At 62.4% G+C, this 20,365-nt stretch carries 19 protein-coding genes and 1 rRNA gene; 7 read left to right on the forward strand and 13 right to left on the reverse strand.

The features are described 5' to 3' along the window. Positions 1-15: 15 nt before the first annotated feature. A complete protein-coding gene (locus BLW71_RS23375) occupies positions 16-954 on the reverse strand; it encodes a LysR family transcriptional regulator (RefSeq protein WP_091802218.1) in 939 nt (312 codons plus the stop codon). A 186-nt stretch (positions 955-1,140) separates the two neighbouring features. Between BLW71_RS23375 and BLW71_RS23380 the strand changes: the two genes are divergently transcribed. Both BLW71_RS23380 and BLW71_RS23385 read left to right on the forward strand, forming a co-directional pair. Next, the gene (locus BLW71_RS23380; RefSeq protein WP_091802221.1) at positions 1,141-1,920 is read left to right on the forward strand and encodes a putative hydro-lyase; all 780 of its coding nucleotides are present in this window, start codon (positions 1,141-1,143) and stop codon (positions 1,918-1,920) included. 64 nt (positions 1,921-1,984) lie between these two features. Further along, on the forward strand, positions 1,985-3,286 hold the full coding sequence (locus BLW71_RS23385) for an MFS transporter (protein ID WP_177205108.1): 1,302 nt from the start codon (positions 1,985-1,987) through the stop codon (positions 3,284-3,286). Between the two features lie 16 nt (positions 3,287-3,302). Here the strand turns inward: BLW71_RS23385 and yjfF are convergent, their stop codons facing one another. The 5 genes from yjfF to BLW71_RS23410 form a co-directional block, all read right to left on the reverse strand. Then, positions 3,303-4,400: a galactofuranose ABC transporter, permease protein YjfF gene (yjfF, locus tag BLW71_RS23390; RefSeq protein WP_091802224.1), complete on the reverse strand. Its 1,098-nt coding sequence runs from the start codon at positions 4,398-4,400 to the stop codon at positions 3,303-3,305. Beyond that, positions 4,397-5,452 (reverse strand): ABC transporter permease, encoded by a 1,056-nt coding sequence (locus tag BLW71_RS23395; protein WP_091802227.1) that lies wholly within the window; start codon positions 5,450-5,452, stop codon positions 4,397-4,399. Before BLW71_RS23395 ends, yjfF begins: the two co-directional genes overlap by 4 nt. Then, positions 5,449-7,059, reverse strand: coding sequence for a sugar ABC transporter ATP-binding protein (locus BLW71_RS23400; RefSeq protein ID WP_286162078.1), 1,611 nt, complete (start codon positions 7,057-7,059; stop codon positions 5,449-5,451). Before BLW71_RS23400 ends, BLW71_RS23395 begins: the two co-directional genes overlap by 4 nt. A 217-nt stretch (positions 7,060-7,276) precedes the next feature. Next, positions 7,277-8,263 (reverse strand): ABC transporter substrate-binding protein, encoded by a 987-nt coding sequence (locus BLW71_RS23405; RefSeq protein ID WP_091808755.1) that lies wholly within the window; start codon positions 8,261-8,263, stop codon positions 7,277-7,279. A 331-nt stretch (positions 8,264-8,594) separates the two neighbouring features. Further along, the gene (locus BLW71_RS23410; RefSeq protein WP_091808758.1) at positions 8,595-9,206 is read right to left on the reverse strand and encodes an alpha-ketoglutarate-dependent dioxygenase AlkB family protein; all 612 of its coding nucleotides are present in this window, start codon (positions 9,204-9,206) and stop codon (positions 8,595-8,597) included. A gap of 156 nt (positions 9,207-9,362) precedes the next feature. On the opposite strand from BLW71_RS23410, the gene BLW71_RS23415 reads away from it, so the two are divergent. Further along, positions 9,363-9,947, forward strand: coding sequence for a malonic semialdehyde reductase (locus BLW71_RS23415; protein WP_091802229.1), 585 nt, complete (start codon positions 9,363-9,365; stop codon positions 9,945-9,947). A 30-nt stretch (positions 9,948-9,977) separates the two neighbouring features. Here the strand turns inward: BLW71_RS23415 and BLW71_RS23420 are convergent, their stop codons facing one another. Next, positions 9,978-10,307, reverse strand: coding sequence for a hypothetical protein (locus BLW71_RS23420; protein ID WP_091802232.1), 330 nt, complete (start codon positions 10,305-10,307; stop codon positions 9,978-9,980). A 388-nt stretch (positions 10,308-10,695) separates the two neighbouring features. On the opposite strand from BLW71_RS23420, the gene BLW71_RS23425 reads away from it, so the two are divergent. Then, complete coding sequence (locus BLW71_RS23425) at positions 10,696-11,859, forward strand: metallophosphoesterase (protein ID WP_091802235.1); 1,164 nt, start codon at positions 10,696-10,698, stop codon at positions 11,857-11,859. A gap of 7 nt (positions 11,860-11,866) precedes the next feature. Here the strand turns inward: BLW71_RS23425 and BLW71_RS23430 are convergent, their stop codons facing one another. Then, entirely contained in the window at positions 11,867-12,391 is a 525-nt protein-coding gene (locus BLW71_RS23430) for a hypothetical protein (protein WP_091802238.1), read from the reverse strand. A gap of 345 nt (positions 12,392-12,736) precedes the next feature. Continuing rightward, the gene (locus BLW71_RS23435; RefSeq protein WP_091802241.1) at positions 12,737-12,925 is read right to left on the reverse strand and encodes a hypothetical protein; all 189 of its coding nucleotides are present in this window, start codon (positions 12,923-12,925) and stop codon (positions 12,737-12,739) included. Between the two features lie 158 nt (positions 12,926-13,083). Here BLW71_RS23435 and BLW71_RS23440 point away from each other — a divergent pair, with 158 nt between their 5' ends. Together BLW71_RS23440 and BLW71_RS23445 are read left to right on the forward strand one after the other, a co-directional pair. Further along, positions 13,084-13,791, forward strand: a complete 708-nt coding sequence (locus tag BLW71_RS23440; RefSeq protein WP_091802245.1) for an MgtC/SapB family protein — start codon at positions 13,084-13,086, stop codon at positions 13,789-13,791. 161 nt (positions 13,792-13,952) lie between these two features. Next, positions 13,953-14,207 carry a GlsB/YeaQ/YmgE family stress response membrane protein gene (locus tag BLW71_RS23445; RefSeq protein WP_007176844.1) on the forward strand — a complete coding sequence of 85 codons (255 nt, stop codon included), beginning with the start codon at positions 13,953-13,955 and terminating at the stop codon, positions 14,205-14,207. Positions 14,208-14,282: 75 nt separating this feature from the next. Here BLW71_RS23445 and scpC read toward each other — a convergent pair whose 3' ends face one another. The 3 genes from scpC to BLW71_RS23460 all read right to left on the reverse strand — a co-directional run bounded on the left by scpC (position 14,283) and on the right by BLW71_RS23460 (position 18,667). Then, on the reverse strand, positions 14,283-15,797 hold the full coding sequence (gene scpC, locus BLW71_RS23450; RefSeq protein ID WP_091802249.1) for a succinyl-CoA:acetate CoA-transferase ScpC: 1,515 nt from the start codon (positions 15,795-15,797) through the stop codon (positions 14,283-14,285). Positions 15,798-15,990: 193 nt separating this feature from the next. Further along, positions 15,991-16,203 (reverse strand): hypothetical protein, encoded by a 213-nt coding sequence (locus BLW71_RS23455; RefSeq protein WP_091802252.1) that lies wholly within the window; start codon positions 16,201-16,203, stop codon positions 15,991-15,993. A gap of 298 nt (positions 16,204-16,501) precedes the next feature. Beyond that, positions 16,502-18,667, reverse strand: a complete 2,166-nt coding sequence (locus tag BLW71_RS23460) for an FUSC family protein (protein WP_091802255.1) — start codon at positions 18,665-18,667, stop codon at positions 16,502-16,504. A gap of 202 nt (positions 18,668-18,869) precedes the next feature. On the opposite strand from BLW71_RS23460, the gene BLW71_RS23465 reads away from it, so the two are divergent. Continuing rightward, complete coding sequence (locus tag BLW71_RS23465; protein ID WP_091802258.1) at positions 18,870-19,865, forward strand: LysR family transcriptional regulator; 996 nt, start codon at positions 18,870-18,872, stop codon at positions 19,863-19,865. Between the two features lie 318 nt (positions 19,866-20,183). Here the strand turns inward: BLW71_RS23465 and rrf are convergent. Next, a 5S ribosomal RNA gene (gene rrf, locus BLW71_RS23470) occupies positions 20,184-20,296 on the reverse strand. Positions 20,297-20,365: the final 69 nt, after the last annotated feature.

The raw sequence follows: 20,365 nt of genomic DNA on the forward strand, positions 1-20,365 counted from the left end.
TTTCGTCAGCATGCCTCAGCGTTTCCCGATCAACTGCCGCCCCATCGCCTTCGCATACTGATCGCAAGCGTTGCGCGCGACACGGGATGCCGCGAGCACACCGACGTCGGCATCGTCGCGGTAGTACATCGCGACGTCGATCGGTGGCGGCAATGGCCGTACCTGCAATTGGCCCAGTTCGCCACGGGTCAGATAAGGCTCGACGAATAACGCGGGCACGGCCGCCACCCCATAACCGTCGCGCAGCAGTTTCACGATCACAGCGACCGACGGCATGCAGGTCACCTGCGTCTGCGCGAGCGGCACGCCGGCGCGCTTTGCGAGCGCCTGCACGATCCCTTCGACCGCGATTTGAGGCGCGGTGCCACGGCCGAACGTCAGCACGGGCTTGCTCAATACCGTCTGCACATGTTTCGCGCGGCTGGCCGGTATCAGATCGCTGCGCGCGATCCAGCGCACGGGATAGCTCGCCAGCAAGGTCGAGACGATCGACGCCTCGTGCTCCGCGGTTTCCTCCACCTGAATCACCAGATCCAGTTCGCCCGCCCGCAAACGCGGTCCGAGTATCGCGCTCGAATCGACCGTGAGGTCCACGACGATGCGGTTGTATTCGAGGTTCAGCATCCGGATGTAGTCCGGCAGCCAGCTATGCACCACCGTCTCGATCACGCCGAGGCGCAATCGCGTCGCCACTTGCGTCTCGTCCTGCGCGGCCAGTTGCAGCGAGCGCGTGGCCTGCACCACCGAGCGCGCATGCGCGAGCAGCCGCTCGCCATTGGCGGTGAGCTGAAAGTCAGCGGCATCGCGCTCGATCAACTCGACGCCCAACTCGGCTTCGAGCGTTTTGATGCGCAACGAAATCGCGGCGGGCGTCGCGTGCATGGCGGTGGCGGTCGCGCGAAAACTGCCTAGGCGGGCGAGCGTCAGAAAGGTTTCGACAAAGCGGGTATTCATTGCGGAGCTCTCTCAACAGCGGCGGAATGCACGCGATCATCGCCGCAAACCGGCTGCGGCGCTGTTAAGTTTAATTTAACGAAACGCAATAAAAACTCGCTGGATGGATATTTTTGACGTTACTAATCTGGGTCGCAACGCTGTAGTGTTTTCAGCCACACCGGTCTACCTGGAGCCGAGCAGTTCATGTCCTACACGCCATCCGAGTTTCGTCAGCAGATTCGCGCTCGCCGATTGTCCGGTCCCACCGCCGGCTACTGCGGAGATTATGCGCAAGCCAACCTCGCCATCCTGCCCCATCAATACGCCGACGATTTTCTGCGCTTCTGCACGCTCAACCCGAAAGCGTGTCCGCTGCTGGGCATCGGCGAACCGGGCGACTGGCGCGTGCCCGCGCTCGGCGCCGATCTCGACATCCGCAACGACGTGCCGGCGTTTTACGTGTACCGGCATGGCGAGCGCGCCGAGGAAGTGCGCAGTCTCGACGAGCTGTGGCGCGACGACCTGGTGGTGTTCGCGATCGGCTGCTCGTTTTCCTTCGAAGAAATGTTGCGGCGCGAAGGCATCGCGTTACGTCATATCGAACAGCAGGTCAACGTGCCGATGTATCGCACGCGCGAGCGCAACGTGGCGGCCGGCGTATTCGGCGGCAACCGCGTCGTGTCGATGCGGCCCATGAAGGCCGCCGACGCCATCCGCGCGATCCAGATCACCAGCCGCTTTCCCGCCGTGCACGGCGCGCCGGTCCATATCGGCGATCCGTCGCTGATCGGCATTCGCGATCTGGCGCGTCCCGATTTCGGCGACGCCGTCGAAGTGCGCAGCGACGAACTGCCCGTGTTCTGGGCTTGCGGTGTCACACCGCAAGCCGCCATCGAAAGCGCGCGTCTGCCGTTCGCGATCGCTCACAAGCCGGGACACATGCTCGTGACCGACATTCCCAACACCACGCTCGCGGTGCTGTAGCCAACGCGTTTTTCCCTCACCTGCCGCGCGACGAGCCGCGGCCCAAGACGACCGGAGTGCAAGCATGGAAACCGAAGCGCAGTTGACCGCCGACGCTGAAACTTACGGCGCATCCGGCACAGGGAAAGGCCCGTTCGCGTGGTATCGGCAGATCTCCGGCAGTGAGAAGCGCGCCTTCTGGAGTTGCAAGATCGGCTACGTGCTCGACGCGATGGACACGCAATTCCTGAGCTTCGTCATTCCGACGTTGATCGCGACATGGGGCATCACGCGCGGGGATGCCGGCCTGATCGGCACCGTCACGCTGCTGAGTTCGGCGCTCGGCGGCTGGGCCGCCGGCGTGCTGTCGGATCGCATCGGCCGCGTCAAAACCTTGCAGATCACGATTCTCTGGTTTGCCGTCTTCACGCTGGCCTGCGCGCTGGCGCAGAATTTCGCGCAATTGCTATGGGCGCGCGGGCTGATGGGCCTCGGCTTCGGCGGCGAGTGGACGGCAGGCGCGGTGTTGATCGGCGAAGTGATCCGTGCACGCGATCGCGGCAAAGCGGTGGGCCTCGTGCAGGCGGGCTGGGCGATCGGCTGGGGCATTTCCACGCTGCTCTTCATGGCCGTGTTCTCGCTCGTGCCGCCCGATTACGCGTGGCGTGTGCTGTTCGCCATCGGTATCGCGCCGGCGCCGTTCGTGATCTGGATCCGACGCTTCGTCGACGAGCCCGAGGTGCATCGGCAGCAGAAAGCGGCGCAGGCCGCCTCGCAAACGCGCACCTCGCTGCTCGACATTTTCCGTGGCGAGATTCTGTGGACGACGCTGCGCGCATCGGTGCTGGCAACCGGCGTACAAGGCGGCTACTACGCAGTGACGACCTGGCTGCCGACGTATCTGAAAACCGAACGGCATCTGAGCGTGATCGGCACCGGCAGCTATCTGGGCGTGGTGATCGTCGGCTCGTACTGCGGCTATCTCACCGGCGCCTATGTCAGCGACAGGATCGGGCGTAAGCGTGCCTTCATCGCGTTCGCGCTGGCGTCGTGCGCGATTGCGCTGATCTACACGCAACTGCCTCTCGACAATCTGTCGATGCTGGTGCTCGGCTTCCCGCTCGGCTTCTGCGCGTCCGGCATTTTCTCGGGCATGGGCGCGTTCCTCACCGAGCTGTTTCCCACCCGCATGCGCGGCTCCGGCCAGGGCTTTTGCTACAACTTCGGGCGGGCAATCGGCGCAACGTTTCCGTTCCTGATCGGCTACGTCTCGCAAACGATGACGCTCGGCCACGCGATCGGCGTGTTCGCGGCGGCGGCGTACGGTGTCGTGATCCTCGCTGCGTTGACGCTGCCCGAAACCCGAGGACGGCAGCTCAGCGCGTGAGGCACCACCGCACTGCTCACGCCTGTTCGGGCGCGCGTCCAATCACATGCGAGTCCGGCGGCGCCGATCCGTCCGCGTGCCCGCGTTCGCGTCCCGCGGTCACGACTGCGCCGGTGCCGCCAGGGCGCCCCACTGATTTCGCGTGACGCTCGATCAGGCGTTGCAACAGGCAGAATGCGCAGAGCAACGCGCCGATCACGATGCGGGTCCACCACGAACTGAGCGTGCCGTCGAAAGTGATCAGCGTCTGGATCGTGCCGAGAATGCCGACGCCGAACAGCGAGCCGATCACATAGCCCACCCCGCCAGTCAGCAGTGTGCCGCCGATCACGGTCGCCGCGATCGCATCGAGTTCCATGCCCTGCCCTTGCAAACCGTAGCCCGACAATACGTAGAACGTGAAGACCGCGCCGCCGAGCGCCGAACAGAAGCCGCTCAGCGCATACACGCCGACGCGTGTGCGCGCGACCGGCAAGCCCATCAGCAAGGCCGAGCGCGCATTGCCACCGATCGCGTACACGTTGCGGCCAAAGCGCGTGAAATGTGCGACGTAGATTGCTGCCAGCAGCGTGACGAACGCAATCAGCACGTTGGCGGTGACCGAGCCGACGCCGATGTCGAGACGAAACGCCGAAATCTTCTGGAACGTCGCGTCGGTGATGGTGATCGACTGCGTCGTGATCAGAAAGCACAGGCCGCGCGCGAAGAACATGCCGGCCAGCGTGACGATGAAAGCCTGCAAGCGGAAGAAGTGGATCAACGCGCCCTGCACCGCGCCGAACACGGTGCCCATCAGCAACACGATCGGCAGGATCGCCCACACGGGCCAATGCATGTGCTCGGAGAGCACCGCCTCGACGATGGTCGTCAGCGCGACGACCGAGCCCACCGACAGGTCGATGCCGCCGGACACGATCACGAACGTCATGCCGATCGCCACGATCAGCAGGAACGCGTTGTCGACCAGCAGATCGAGCAGCACTTGCCACGAGAAGAAGCCGGTGTACATCACCGAGCCGAAGCCGAACAGCGCGCAGAACAGCAGGATCGTGACGGCAATCGGCAGCGTGCGCGGATCGACGATATGAGCCCATGCTTCGAGGATTCGTCTCATTGCGCCGCTCCATGTTGCTTGACGAGCGACCGGCGGACCGACACGCCGAACGACATGGCGAGCGAGCGCGCCGCCGGCGACTGGATCAGGCTCACCGCCAGCACCACGGCCGCCTTGACGACGAGCGTGGCCTCGGGCGGCACGCCGATCGAATAGGTGGTGTAAGTCAGCGTCTGAATGATCAGCGCGCCCAGCACCGTGCCCACCAGACTGAAGCGGCCGCCTAGCAGCGAGGTGCCGCCGAGCGTCACCGCGAGAATCGCGTCCAGTTCGAGCAGCAGACCGGCATTGTTGCCATCGGCGCTACGCACGTTCGAGCTGATGAGAATGCCCGCCATTGCCGCGGTCAACCCCGAGAAACCGTACACCGCGAAGACGAGCGCCTTGGACCGCAGACCCACCAGACGCGTGGCGACCGGATTGACGCCGATCGCGCGGATGAAAAGCCCGAGCGCCGTGCCTTCGACGAGCGCGGCGGTGGCCAGCACCGCCACCGCGGCGATCCAGACCGAACACGGCACGCCGAGCCAGTAACCACCGCCCACGAACAGATAGCCCGGCGCGCCGATCGGAATGATCTGCCCTGCTGTCAGCAATTGCGCGACGCCACGGCCGGCGACCATCAGTATCAAGGTGGCGATGATCGGCTGCATGCCGACGAAGGACACCAGCAAGCCGTTCCACATGCCGCTCAGCAAACCCGTGATCAACGCAGCCAGCAGCGCCTGCGCAATCAGTCCGGCGGACGCCACCGGCTGGGTCGCCAGAATGGTGGCCGCGGCGGCGCCCGCGATCGCCACCACCGCGCCCACCGAAATGTCGATGCCGCGCGTCGCGATCACCAGTGTCATGCCGGTTGCGACGAGCACCAGCGGCGCTGCGCGATTCAGCACATCGACCGGAGCCCCAAACAGATGGCCGTCGAGCATGCGCAGCGACAGAAAATGCGGATTGACCCACAGGTTCAGGCCGCACAGCAACAGCAACGTCACGCACGGCCAGATCAACGGACGCTCGGCGCCGTCGCGCGCGATCCAGTTCGATAGCTTCATTCGCCGCTCCCCGCGATAAGTCGATAGATATTGTCTTCGTTGGAGGCCTGGCCGCTCACTTCGGCGATTTTGCGGCGGTCGCGCAACACGGCTACGCGATGACTGACGCGCAGCACCTCGCTGATTTCCGACGAAATGAACAGGATGCTCAGGCCGCTCGCGCACAGCGCCAGCAGACGATCCATGATGTCGAACTTGGCCGCGATGTCGATGCCGCGCGTGGGTTCATCGAGTATCAGCAGCCTGGGATCGGTGGCGAGCCAGCGCGCCAGTAGCGCTTTCTGCTGATTGCCGCCGGACAGCAAGCCGATCGGCTGTTCCGCGTCCGACGCCTTGATGCCGAGCCGCTCGATCCATAGATCAGCCAGTTCGCGCGCGCGTTGCCGGCTGATCTTGCGCCACCATCCGCGCCTTGCCTGCAACGCCAGCAGGATGTTCTCGCGGATCGACAGCTCGGCGACGATGCCTTCTTTCTTGCGGTCCTCCGCGCAATAGCCGATGCCGTGGCGCACCGCGTCGCGTGGCGAACGCAGCCGCACGGGCCGGCCTTCCACCAGCATCGTGCCGCTGTCGGCGCGATCGGCTCCAAACAGGAGCCGCGCGGTTTCCGTGCGGCCCGAGCCGAGCAAACCGGCAAGGCCGAGAATCTGCCCCGGCTGCACGTCGAGGTCGATCGGCTGCATCGAGCCGCGCCGTCCGACGCCGCGCAACGCCATGAACGGCTGGCCGGCCTGCGCACCCTGCGGCCCTGCATGGCCGTTGTGGCCGTCGTGGCTTGCGTGCGCCGCTTCGCGCAATCGCGCGCTCATGCGCTCGTGGCCGACCATCCTGGACACAAGCTGATCGGCTGGCAGATCGCGTGCGAGATATTCGCCTTCGCGCTCGCCATTGCGCATTACCGTAATGCGATCGGAAATGGCATACGTCTGCTCGATAAAATGCGTAACGAACAGAATCGCAATGCCAGACTGCTTAAGATGCCGAAGTATTTTGAACAGCTGCGCAACTTCGCTGTCATCGAGGCTCGAGGTCGGCTCGTCGAGGATCAGCACGCGTGCATCGACCGAGAGCGCCCGCGCGATGGCGACCATCTGCTGTACGGCGATCGGATAGGCGTCGAGCGAACGGGTGACGTCGAGCGTCACGTCGAGGCGCGCCAGCGCGGCTTGAGCCCGCCGCTTGATGTCGTTCCAGTCGATCGCGCCAAAGCGCTTCGGCTGCCGGCCCGCAAATATGTTCTCCGCCACCGAGAGGTTCGAGCACAGGTTCACTTCCTGATACAGCGTGCGGATGCCGGCCGCTTCGGCCTCCTGCGGCGAGGCAAACGCCACCACCTTGCCACCGAGGCGAATAGTGCCGGCCTCGGGCGCGACCACGCCCGTGAGCACGTTGATCAAAGTAGATTTGCCGGCGCCGTTCTGTCCCATCAATGTGTGAATCTCGCCGGGGAACAGGCGGAAATCGACGCGCTGCAACGCCTTCACGCCCGGGAATGTCTTGCTGACGCCGGCAGTGGCGAGAACGGGTTCGAGTGCGCTCGCGGCGCCGCCGGGCAGGATTGCGGCGGCGCCAGCCAGCGGCTTTGAACTGGAAGGGTGATGCGTCATAGGCCTCGCTCGATCGGCGGTGCGTGGTTCGGCGGCCTCCAGCGGGGCTGCGCGCAAAAGAGGCCGTCCGCTGCCCAAGCAGTCGGACGGCCAGGCACCGCTGGAGAAACCTTTTTCGATCTGTCGGTACGGCGCTTCCCGGCTGCGCCTTCGTCTACTCTTTCGTCTACGCGGCCGGGCACGCTTGTCACAATCAGGAAGCCTGATTTACTTAATGTCAGTATTTACGTGTTGGCAGCGTTTGCGCAGCGACGCTCATCGGGAACACTGTCTCTTCTGTCAGGATACGCTTGGGCAGCGGCTTGCCGGCCACCACATCCTTCACCGCCGACATCAATTGCGGTCCCAGCAACGGACTGCACTCCACGTCCACGTTCATCTTGCCGGCAGCCATAGCCTGGAAGCCGCCTTTGGTGGCGTCGAACGAAACGATGGTGATGTCCTTGCCCGGATGCATGCCGGCCTCTTCCATCGCCTGGATGGCGCCTAGCGCCATATCGTCGTTATGCGCATAGACCACATTGATTTTATTTCCATAGGTCTTGATGAACGCCTCCATGACCTGCTTGCCGCCAGCGAGCGTGAAGTCTCCGCTTTGCGAGGCGATGATCTTGAACTTGGGATCGTTCTTGATGACTTCCAGCAGACCGGAGTGCCGATCGTTGGCTGGCGCCGATCCGACGGTGCCCTGGAGTTCGGCGATGTTGATGGGGCCTTGCTCGCTCTTATAGTGATCCGCGAGCCAGTGACCGCCGCGCCGCCCTTCTTCCAGGAAGTCGGATCCGATCATCGTGACGTACAGCGAGGTGTCTTTCACGTCGACGTTGCGGTCGGTGAGGATCACCGGAATCTTTGCGGCTTTAGCCTCGCGCAGAACCGGCTCCCAGCCCGACTCGACCACCGGTGAAAAGGCGATCACGTCGACTTTCTGCGCGATGTAGGAGCGAATCGCCTTGATCTGGTTTTCCTGCTTTTGCTGCGCGTCGGAGAATTTGAGCTTGATCTTCGCGTCCGCCGCCGCGGACTTGACCGACTCGGTATTGGCGGTTCGCCACGCGCTTTCCGCGCCGACCTGGGCAAAGCCGAGGGTAATCTGTTTGTCTTGCGCGTAAGCGCCCGGCGCGGCCAGCGTCAGCGCGCCAAAACCCGCGCAGAGTGCGAGTGCGCTCAACGCACGACATGCTGCGCGTCGTGAATTCGCCATGACTGTCTCCTGATCGTTGTTATTCAAGCGATCCATCTCACCCGTCCAGCCATTGCGGCCCTCACGGTGCGTGGATCGTGATGTAGCGTAGTGTGCGGGGCGTTAACCGTCCAATCAAATGATTCGCGTCAGTGATATCGATTTTGGTATAGACCGCGATGTCGGTGGGAGCGCGGCGCTTGGGCGAGATTTGGGCGTCGTTTGGCTGATGGCGGCTGGCGTGGAATCCGCTCTGTGCTTTTTTATGTGCTTACGTGGGTGATGCTTCTTTGGGGCTGGCGCCTGTCCCAAACTGCCGCTGGTTCAGATTGGCGCCCCATCGACCGGCGATTTACCGCCCCTCCCTGCGCGGCGTCACCCATCGGAAAGTCAGATTGATCCGCTCGCCCGCTACGCGCGGCTCCTTCGGCACCCGGTGCCGCCAATCCGCCTGCGTGTTGCCTTTCATCACCAGCAAGCTGCCGCCCTTGAGCGAAAAAGACTGCACGACGCCGGTCTTGTTATGCCGCAGGTCGAACGTGCGCGCGACGCCCAGGCTCACCGACGCAATCACCGGCTGAGCGCCGAGTTCGGGCTCGCGGTCGGCATGCCAGCCCATGCTGTCGGTGCCGCTGCGATAGCGGTTGATCAACACGCTATTAAAACGCGCGTCGCAAACCGACTCCGCGGCGGCCTTCAGTTCGGCAACCGTCGGCGTCCATGGTTGCGGCACGTTGCGAATTCCCGAGTAAACGTAGACGGCGTCGGGTTCGCCCTGCCACGCAGTCAGCCGCGGCAGCGGCACGCGGCCGGCGGGCGTGCCCATCATGTCCTGACGCCATTCGACTTCTTCGACGAGTTGCGTCAAGGCGTGCGCCGCCTCCGCGGGCGGCAGCCAATCGGGATACCAGTCGACGTCGGGCGTCGGCAAAGCATCGGAAGAATGCGCGAAAAGATCCGTCATGAGATTGCCTGGTATGATCGCGCGCTCAAAGCGCGAGCGGTTGAAAACCCTGGCTATTATGGCGACAACCAGGACGACGCTCACGCGCGCCACTTGCGCTTCCATTCGTGACCGTCGTATTCATTCCCCACACGCAACCTTCAAAGGATCCCCAACATGATTCTCTCCGACCAGGCGCTCGATCAGCTTTTTCGCGAAGCGCGCACGCATAACGGCTGGCAGGCGAAACCCGTCGAGGACGCCGTGCTCGAACAACTCATCGAACTCGTCCTGCTCGGCCCGACCTCGGCCAATTCGAGCCCGGGCCGCTTTGTCTTCGTCAAAACGGAGGAAGGCAAGGAGAAGCTGCGTCCGGCTTTGTCTGCAGGCAATCTCGAGAAGACGATGGCAGCGCCGGTCACGGTGATCGTCGGGATGGATATGGCGTTTTACGAGCATCTGCCGAAGCTGTTTCCGCACGCCGACGCGCGCAGCTGGTTCGCGGGTAACGACAAGGCGATCGCCGACACGGCATTTCGTAATTCGACGCTGCAGGGTGGCTATCTGATTCTCGCCGCCCGCGCGCTAGGCCTGGACACGGGTCCCATGTCGGGTTTCGACGCCGCCAAGGTCGACGAAGCTTTCTTCGCCGGCACGACCGTAAAGTCGAACTTCCTGATCAATCTGGGCTACGGCGACGCGTCGAAGCTGTTTCCGCGCAGCCCGCGCTTCGCTTTCGACGAAGCCGCGCGGATCGTCTGACATACGGCGCCCGGGCGCCGTTGAGCAGGGTCAACGGAGGAGCGCCACGTAAAACACCACGGCGCCGATCAGCGCGCCGATGAAACAGAAGCCCTCTTCGGCGTCGTCACCGCTTGACCTGACCCATGCCCCGACGACGCCAAACAATCCAGCGATACCGAGGGCAACGCAGAGCATGACGACATCGAATAGCGCACTTTTGCCCAACTCGGAAAAGTCGATATCGCGCACGCCGAAGTACAAGCCGATCGCCATCACCGATATGACCACGAGCGGCAGCATGACATGGCTGCCCTCGCGTCCGACGTGATGCGCGTGGTGCGCATGGCGGAACGGGTTGCCTGATCTGAGCAGCTTCATTTGCGCCTCCTGCCTCGCCTTCTGCCGGCGATAAAAAGAACCGCTACTGGTCTGCGGGGCCTTCGCGGTGGCCCTTGCTTTAGCTTTGATCCAAGCCGGTTCTATTTCAGGATAGCTCACGCCCGAGCACAATTCAAAGCCCATTTAATTGCGCCGCATTAGCCGGCTGGACGGGTCAAGCACGCCGCGTTAATGGTGCATTGCAGTACCTTTCGGGCACTTCAGGCGGTGGGCGGCTGGTCACCCCGCGACCAAATTTGGCGCCCTCGGCACGCGATTGCACATCTCGGTAGAATGGGTCGGCTCGTTCCATTACTGCATTGCCGCAGCGGACGAGTAGCCGCCGCTCCTCTGCTCGTGCCGGCCCCTTCCCGCCTTGATCCTCTCTATGCGCCGCTCATCGTTTCTTGTTCGCATCATTCTGATTGGCATCCTGCTGCACATCTACGTCGGCTTGCGTCTGATTCCGGACATGCCGATCGATACCGCCGGCCGTTGGCTGTGTGCGCTGTGGCTCGTGCTGTCGATCTTTATCATTCCGCTCGGCATGCTGGCGCGCACCATCAAACAACAGCCGCTCAGCGACCGGCTCGCGTGGGTCGGTCTGCTGGCCATGGGCTTCTTCTCGTCACTGCTGGTTCTGACTTTCGTGCGGGACCTCGTGCTCGCCTCACTGCTGACCGTCGACGCAATCTGGCCGAGCACCATCGCGATCGCTCACTGGCGTACCGGTTCAGCAGCGGCTGTGCCGGTGCTCGCGCTGCTCTCCACGCTTGTCGGCCTGTTCAACGCTCGCCGTCGCGCCAAGGTCGTAACGATCGAAGTGCCGATCGACGATTTACCCGCCGCGCTCGACGGCTTCACGATCGTGCAGATCAGCGACATTCACGTTGGTCCGACCATCAAAGGCCGCTATGTGGACGCAATCGTCGACGCGGTGAATCGCCTCAAGCCGGATCTGATCGCAGTCACCGGCGATATCGTGGACGGCAGCGTACCGCAACTGACCCGACACACGCAGCCGTTGTCACGGTTGAGCGCGCGCCACGGCGCTTTTCTCGTGACCGGCAATCACGAGTATTACGCCGGCGCCAACGCCTGGATCGACGAATTCCGGCGCCTGGGACTGAATGTCCTGCTGAACGAGCACGTGATCGTGGACCACGACGGCGCACGCGCCGTGATCGCCGGCGTGACCGATTTTTCAGCGGGCCATCACGACCCGTCGCACCGCAGCGATCCGGTCGCGGCGCTCGCCGGTGCGCCTGGCGACGTGCTGATCAAGGTACTGCTCGCCCACCAGCCGCGCTCTGCCGAGGCCGCAGCAGCAGCCGGTTTCACGTTGCAACTCTCCGGGCACACGCACGGTGGCCAGTTCTTCCCGTGGAACTTCTTCGTGCGGTTTCAGCAGCCGTTCACCGCCGGTCTGGCACGGCTGAACGGACTCTGGGTATACACGAGCCGGGGCACCGGCTACTGGGGGCCGCCGAAGCGTTTGGGCGCGCCTTCCGAAATCACGCGCCTGCGCCTCGTGCCCGGCGAGCCCGATTGAGGCACCGTTACTGCGTGGGCGCCACAGCCACGCTGACTTGCGGCGCGAACGCCACGACCACTTGCATGCCGGGCGTCACACCCGCGGTCTTTGCCGGGTCGCGGCCCTGTATATGGAACACCGACCCGTCCGCGCCTTTCAGCGCCATGATGCCGGAAGCATGGTCAATGGCCTCGACTCGGGCTGTCACGCTCTGAATCGCGTTCGACTGCCCAAACTGGGCCGCCGTGCTTTGCCCGTCCGCACTGCGCGTGACGCTTATCACCGCACTGCGCATCATGCGGATGTGAACCTTGCCGCCTTGCTTGATCTGCCCAAGACTGCGCGTATCGGTAACGTTGAACGACGCTTCGCCGCCCTGCGCGTCGAGTACCGTGACCGAATGGTTTGCCTGATCGACCGCCTTCACGATGCCATCTGCCTGCAGCGTGCTGCTACCTTCAAACGGCGCCGGCAAAGCCGCGGCGAACGATACGAGCGGAGCAGCTGCGATCAACACGCCGGCAATGACACCAAGAGCTTTAACTTTCATACATTCCTCAATTCGGATGGGCGGCGGAAACGGAAAGAAGCGGTAGGCAGCGCCAAGAACCGGCCACGTAGTGCGCATCCTGGCGCAACGGCATCTGGACAATGCGTAAGCGGAACCGCCGGAAAAAACTGCGGATCACGCGCCAAGGCCCGCACCAAGTGCCCGCGTTATGCAGACAGTGTGTTTTCCGGGATGGATACCGTCAACATTCGGAGTCCGTATTTGTGTGGGAATAGGTCTCCGATTTGCACGGAAACTTCCCAAAACATTCAGGGCAACTCATTCGTCGCCCCGCCTCATCGTGGCTTGACTTAATTTTGCAGAGGCGCCTAAAATCCGCCCAGTTCACTTATCCGGAAATACGATCTTGGACAGTAGCAGTAGTACCCGTCGAGCTTCGATTCGCCCGATCGCCTGATCGGCAAGATTTCCGCGCCAGCCTTTGCCTGTCGCCGTCTTGCCTACGGGCTGACGGTGCACGTCGTTGATTCCCTTACCCACTTGTTGCCAGTCAAGTTGCAGTGAGATCCGCATGGCTGAACGCCGTGCCGGCCATCCTTGCCTTTGAGCGTCGCGACGCTTTGCTCGCGCGCTGCGTCACGACTGCTCGCGCCTGTCCCATCGGGACGGACGCGCCGGTGTCACGCGCAAGGTTCACACTGTGCGAACTCGCGCCTCACCCTTGCAGACCGATGACAATCGAATTTCTCTTACGGCTTCTCGCCGCCTTCGCCTGTGGCGTGGCGATCGGCCTTGAACGGCAGATGCGTCAGCGCAATGCCGGCTTGCGCACCATCACGCTGGTCGCAAGCGGCGCGTGCCTGTTCGTTACGCTCGGCGTGCTGACCGGCAACGGCACGACCGGCATCACCCAGATCGCCGCATACGTGGTCTCCGGCGTCGGCTTTCTCGGCGGCGGCGTGATCATGCGCGACAAGGGTTCCATTCAGGGAATCAACACCGCGGCGACCTTGTGGTGCTCGGCGGCGGTGGGTGTATTGTGCGGCGCCGGTCATTACGGGCCGGCGCTGGCCGGCACCGTGGTCGTACTGCTGACCAACACCGTGCTGCGTGAAGTCAGCCGTATGATCAACGCGACGCCTGTATCGAACGCCGACCTGGTGCGCGAATACGTGCTGACGATCGTCTGCCGCGAGGCCGACGAAATTCATATTCGTACCGCGGTCTCCAACTCCATGTATTCGACGCCGTTGTCGTTTCAAAGCCTGACGAGCGAAGACGTCGAAAACGACCCTGGACGCATTCGTGTGACGGCAACGCTAAAAATGCATCCCAAAGATCAGTCGAAGCTCGAACAGATGGCCAGCCGCATCAGCATGGAAAAGAGTGTCTCCAGCGTGAGCTGGACGGCCAGAGAAGCGGAGCCGACGCCTGAGTAAGCATAGGGCGTAAGTTCCCCATATTCGCGTGCATCGTCTACACTTAGCTTGCAATAGATTTAGACAATGTTAATTCCGCGTCCTGAATATGGACTGTCCCATAACCTTCGACTAAGCTCTGACACCGTGAATTTTTCACATTCAACCATGGAGTCTCGATTATGGAACACGGCATCATTGCATGGCTCATCATCGGCGCGATCGCCGGCTGGCTGGCAGGTGTGCTCGTCAAGGGCGGCGGCTTCGGCCTGATCGTCGACATCATTGTCGGGATTGTCGGCGCGTTCATCGGCGGCTGGCTCGCCGGCGTGCTGCATATTTCGCTCGGCGGCGGCTGGATCGGCTCGATCATCACCGCGGTCATCGGCGCGGTCATTCTATTGTTTCTTATCCGCCTCATCCGGCGAGGTACCTGAGCGCCGCATGAGAAGTCTCACGGCGTCAGGGGCGAAAGCCACCTGACGCCGGTTTGACGTTAAACCCGTCCGACTTTAAAGCCCCGCTTCCTGCGCCGGCAACATCGAACCGGTATCACGCAGCCGCGTGTGCAAGGCGAAGGCCTGATCCAACTGATGCGGCGTTTGCCCACCGCCCTTCAATGCTTCCCGATAGTAGTCGCGCAATACATCGCGATACAGCGGATGCACGCAATTTTCGATGATCAACGTGGCGCGTTCCCGCGGGGCGAGCCCGCGCAAATCGGCGAGTCCCTGCTCCGTCACGACCACGTCCACGTCGTGCTCGTTGTGATCGCAATGCGGCACCATCGGCACGATGCTCGAAATGCGACCGCCCTTGGCCATCGACTTGGTCGCGAAGATCGCGCACGACGCGTTGCGCGCGAAATCGCCGGACCCGCCGATACCGTTCATCATGTGCGTGCCGCCCACGTGGGTCGAATTCACGTTGCCGTAAATGTCGAATTCCAGCGCGGTATTCAACGCAATCAGACCGAGCCGGCGAATCACTTCCGGATGGTTGCTGACTTCTTGCGGACGCAACACCAGACGATCGCGATAGCGTTCGAGTTCGCCGAACACCTGCGCCTGGCGCGTGGCCGACAACGTAATCGACGCGCCGGAGGCGAACGTTACCTTACCCGCGTCCATCAGGTCGAAGGTCGAATCCTGCAGCACTTCTGAGTAAATTTCGAAGGCTTCGAAAGGCGAATCGACAAAGCCGGCCAGCACGGCATTGGCGATCGTGCCGATGCCCGCCTGCAACGGCGGCAACTGCCGGGGCATGCGCCCGTGCGCCACTTCGTGCTGGAAAAACTCGATCAGATGACCGGCGATCAACTGTGTTTCGGCATCCGCCGGCAGCACCGTGGACGAACTGTCAGGCATATCGGTGATGACGATCGCCGCGATCTTCTCAGGCGGGATCTCGATCGCTTTGGTGCCGACGCGATCTTGCGGACGGACGATCGGCAGCGGCTCACGGTGCGGCCTGCGGCCAGGAATCCAGATGTCGTGCAGTCCCTCGAGCGCGAGCGACTGAGCCAGATTGATTTCGACGATGACCTTGTCGGCAAGAATCGCAAAGCTGGCCGAATTGCCTACCGACGTGGTCGGCACAATGCCGCCGGTCTCGGTGATCGCGACGGCTTCGATAATGGCGATGTCGAGTTTTCCGAGCTGGTTCGCGCGCAGCATCTCGACGGTTTCAGACAGATGCTGATCGACGAACATGACCTCGCCGCGATTGATGGCGTCACGAAGCGTCTTGTCCACCTGGAACGGCAAGCGCCGAGCCAGCACGTGCGCCTCGGTGAGCATGCGATCCACATCGTGACCGAGCGAGGCACCGGTCATCAACGTAATGCGCAGCGGCTTGCCTTCCTGACGCGCGCGCTCGGCAAGCGCAACAGGAACGGCTTTGGCATCGCCCGCGCGGGTAAAACCGCTCGCGCCGACGCGCATGCCGTCCTGAATCAGGAGCGCCGCTTCGGCGGCTGAAGTGATTTTTCCGCGCAGCGAGGCGCAGCGAATCCGGTCTTGGTACATAAAACTCAGTCTCTCCATAATCACCAGTCCGGCCTACCGATGCGCACGTCTGCGGTGTGCTTCACTCAATAGCCGGATTGTCACCCCCGCCGCGGCGTCACGACAGGACGGCGTCGCGGCCGGGGAGTTCGTCGCGCGTCAGATGTTCGCGACAGGTCTTGCACGTATTTCAAGGGCGATGCGCGACGCTGCCTTAGCTGCCGAAGTAGATGTTGCAGAAGCTCACAGGCCCGACGCACTCTTCAGCTTTGGCTGCCGGCGCAGCGGCACGGCCGCGCGTATCCGCGTTCGCGTCGCGCTGCGCAGTGGCTTGCGCGGTCTGTTGCGGGGCGGCGGGAGCCGTTTGAGCCTGAGCGACGACAGCAGACAAAGAGCAGGCGATCAGGGCGATTTTCAACACTTTCATTTCTCTCTCCAGGACTTACGATTACTGCGAGGCAGTGATGAAACTATATGGTTACCATCCACGCAGATAAACGGGGCCGCCCGGAAGTGATCTTTCCATCCTGAAGAAGGATCGGCGTATAGGGTGGATCGTGGCGTGTGCGAGTGACGGCGGTGAATCGAGGCTTATGAGTTGAGCGACAGGATTCGGGCGACAGGATTTTGGCCACTGGATTCAAGCCGCTTGATTCGGGCCACCTGGTTCAGGTCACATGCTTCATGTCGACATAACTGAAGCCACATGACTCCGCGCCCATCACTCAACGCACATTGAACGGTGCGTCCTTGTCGAGCAACGCAGTGCGGATAAAGTGCAGGCAACTCAAAATGCGCTGCAGGTCGTGACGCTTGTCGCGCTCGGCATGAACCGTTTGCAGCACATCCTGCGCAATCCGCGCGGCCGAGTTCACGGACGCCAGCGCGCGTTCGAGACTCCGCGCACCGGGCCGCTCGAAGAGCCGCGCGAGGTCGTCGCGCGTGTGCTCGACGGCGCTGCCCCAACGCGGATGCAGTGCGTGCGCATACTCCGCGCGGACCGCTTCGTTGCGCAGATCGATCACGGCGTGGCCCACTTCAAGCGTCGCGAGCATCCAGCGCAAAGCATCGCGGCGACGCCGGGAGCGTCGCGCCAATAGCACGCGCAACTGGGAAGTCAGATCGTGTGTGCTCGACTGAAAGCGTTGATTGAGTCCCGGCAATTCGTCCTTGCATGCAGACACGACTTGCGCGCGCAGGTCGCCCATGATTTTCCCGATGAGCCAGGGCATGTCAGCCGGGAAAACGATCGCGAACACAAGCGCCGCCAGCAACAGCGACGCGGTAAGCGCAATGCCATTGTTGATCAGCAGATCCGGCGCGTAAGCGACGACGTTGTCGGGCCCGGCGAGCAGGCAAAAAAACACCGAGAAACCGATCCCATATCCCGCCGCGAGTTTGCGCGTGGCGACGAATGCACCGAGCGCGAGCACCGGCGCAAGCGTGATGCACAGGAGCGGAAAGCCGTCGATGTTGGGATACACGTAGCAGGTGAACAGATAACCGGTCATGGTCGCCAGCACGGCGCCGACGGCCATCTGTACGGCCATCTTCGAGGGGTTCGGCGCGGTCGATGTCAGCGCGCAAACCAGTGCCGCACCGATCACGGCCAGGCCTCCGCTCGGCCAGTCTGTCGCGATCCAGAACCAGCCTGCGATCGCCATGACCACGGCCGAGCGGATAAATGTCATCGCGACGACAAAGCTGTTGGTTTTGCTCACGTAACGGCTGGTGGCTTGCGGCTGACCTGCCTGCTTACGCAGCGTCAGCGACGCGTAGGTCCCCGAGTAGCGGATCCATTCGTCGACGAACCGGTACAGCAGTTCCGCAGCAGTATCGAAGTCCGCAAGCGATTCCGCAGGCGAAGCTTCCAGCGGCCTTCTCGTTTCGCGCACGCGCCGCGGCAAGCTCGCCTGAAAGTGCTGCAAACGGGCTGCCATGCGCGATGCGTCGACGGTCGCCTCGGGCGGCTGCGCCATGAGCGCAGCCAATTCGTGGAAGTACGGCTTGATCGCCGTGGCGATCGCCATCGAACCATTTACACGCAGACGCTTGAGCAGCTGATGCAGCGCATGCAACCGCGCGCAGGCATCCATAAACTCGCTGTTTAGACGGCCGAGATGCTGGCTGCGGGAACGCATGGCCGGATCTTCGAAGGCGGCAAACGTGCGCGTCGCCTCGAAACCGACGATCTCATCGACGAGATTCGCAAAGCGTCGCTCGAATTGACCACGCTCAAGGCCGCGAACCAGCACGTCGGCGGCGAACGCAGTAAAATTTCTGTATCGAGACTGTAGTGTGTGCCGCAGCGCAAGGCTCGATCGTTGTGGCACGATCAGCGCGCTCACCGCGCTCGAAGACACGATGCCGACCGCCACTTCCGCCGCGCGCGTAAGCGCCGCCAGAAACAGGTCATGAGGCGCCGTGACATTCGGGATGCCGATCAGCGCAGCGGTGTAACCTGCAAGCACAAAGCCGTACCACCTGAAATGCCGAAACCGGACCGCTGCCGCAATGCAGGCGCTGACCCAGCAAATCATGCCGATCATGTACAACTCGGGCTGCTGGACGAACAATGCACCAAGCACGAGCGCAGCGGCTGTGCCCACCGCAGTCCCGAGAATTCGGTAGAAACTCTTGGCGAGTACCATTCCGCTGAACGGCTGCATCAGCACGAACACCGTAGTCATCGCAATGCGCGGTTGCGGCAGATCCAGCAGCATCGCAATGCCCAGCGCCAGCAGACCAGCGGTGACCGTTTTCAGCAGATGCAGCCAGACGAGGCCATCGCTATTAGCCCAATCCAGAACGACTGGACTGAGCGATCGCAACATGACGCTCCACTGCCGGACGGAATCGGCCGTCGGCCTGATCGCATGTTCGCGTTTCATTTGAAAGCAATACACCTCGGTTGGTCGCGGAAAGACGCACCGGAGAACACTGTTGCTCACTCCGGCACGCAAGGCGCCGATTGTAGGAGCATGCTACGCGCGCATTAAGGGGACCGAGGCGGAACGTTCCTTCCAAAACGAACAACAATGCGCATCCGAGACAGGCGGACAATATGGCCTCTGCCGTGAAATAGAAGGATCGATGGATACGTTACAAAATATGCGAGTGTTCGTGCGCGTGGTCGAAGCCGGTAGTTTCACCGGCGCCGCGCAGTCGCTCAACTCAACGACTGGCGCGATGTCCCGCGCGGTTTCGGAACTCGAAGCTCATCTGCGGACTCGGTTGCTGAATCGTTCCACGCGACGGCTTGCGCTTACGACCGCAGGCGAACGTTATCTGAAACGATGTCAGCAGATACTTGCAGATGTCGGCACCGCGGAAGAAGAAGCCAGTTGCGCGCACGAGCGCCCCACCGGCGCTTTGCGGATGCATAGCTTTGCCAGCATTGGTCAGCATTATGTGCTGCCGGCTATTTCGCGCTATCGCGCGCTGTATCCCGAGGTGACTGTCGAACTGACGATGTCGCAGCGCATGCCCGATCTTTTCGAAGGCAGTGCGGATGTCGCGGTGATCCTCGCTTCCACGTTGCCTAATTCAGATCTCGTGTCGCTTCCGTTGGGAACGACCTTCAGCATCTTGTGCGCTTCGCCGGCGTACGTGCGCACTCACGGCGCGCCGCAGAAACCAGCTGAGCTGGCGCATCATGAGTGTTTGATTCTGCACACTCCGGCGTTTCCGCCGCACGATTGGGTGCTCGACGGGCCGAATGGCTGCGAAACGATGGAGGTGAATGGGCCGGTGCACGTGAACATCGCCGAGTCGCTGATTGTCGCGATTCGTGAAGGGATGGGCATTGGCATGGTGCCGCTGTACGCTGCGATTTCAGGTTTGCGTGACGGAACGTTGGTGCGCGTGTTGCCGGAATATACAGCGCAGAAGATGAATATTTACGCACTGTACCCGTCACGTAAGTTCATCGACGCGAAGACACGGACTTGGGTCGAATTCTTGCGTACGCATCTGCCCAAAGTCATTGCACGCGATGAGGCGTTGCTTGCAGAAGTCGACAAAGCACAGATGAGCGATGGCACGGTGCCTGTGGGTGCGAGCAGCGGCGGGGATGTCGTGCCGCAGTGAAGCAGCGGTGATGTTGGGAGCGCCGCTGGCTGTGCCGGGGGCGGCTGCGGTGCGGGTGAGTCGCGCAGGTGTGGAGGTGGGACAGGCGTATCTGGATACTGACGGGCTATGCGAAGGCGGTGCGGCCGGGCAGGGAGTGAAGGCGCGGGTTCGCGTGGATAGTTTCGCGCGTATTCCGGGCCGTTTTCCACGTGTTCGTTTGTGTCTGTTCGTGTTCGTCCGCGCCCGCGGGCGTTTGCCGTTTGCCGGCGGGCGGCGGGCGGCCATAAACGCAGAAACCCCACCTTTATGGGGTGGGGTTTCTGATGCTGCTGGGGAGCCTGACGATTACCTACTTTCACACGGGAATCCGCACTATCATCGGCGTGGAGTCGTTTCACGGTCCTGTTCGGGATGGGAAGGGGTGGGACCGACTCGCTATGGTCATCAGGCATGACTTGTTGTTGCGCTGTCTTTGGGGACAGCCCAACCAATCTGGAAGAAGTAGTTTCTGGTGATGC

The sequence above is a fragment of the Burkholderia sp. WP9 genome, from assembly GCF_900104795.1.
GTDB lineage: Bacteria > Pseudomonadota > Gammaproteobacteria > Burkholderiales > Burkholderiaceae > Paraburkholderia.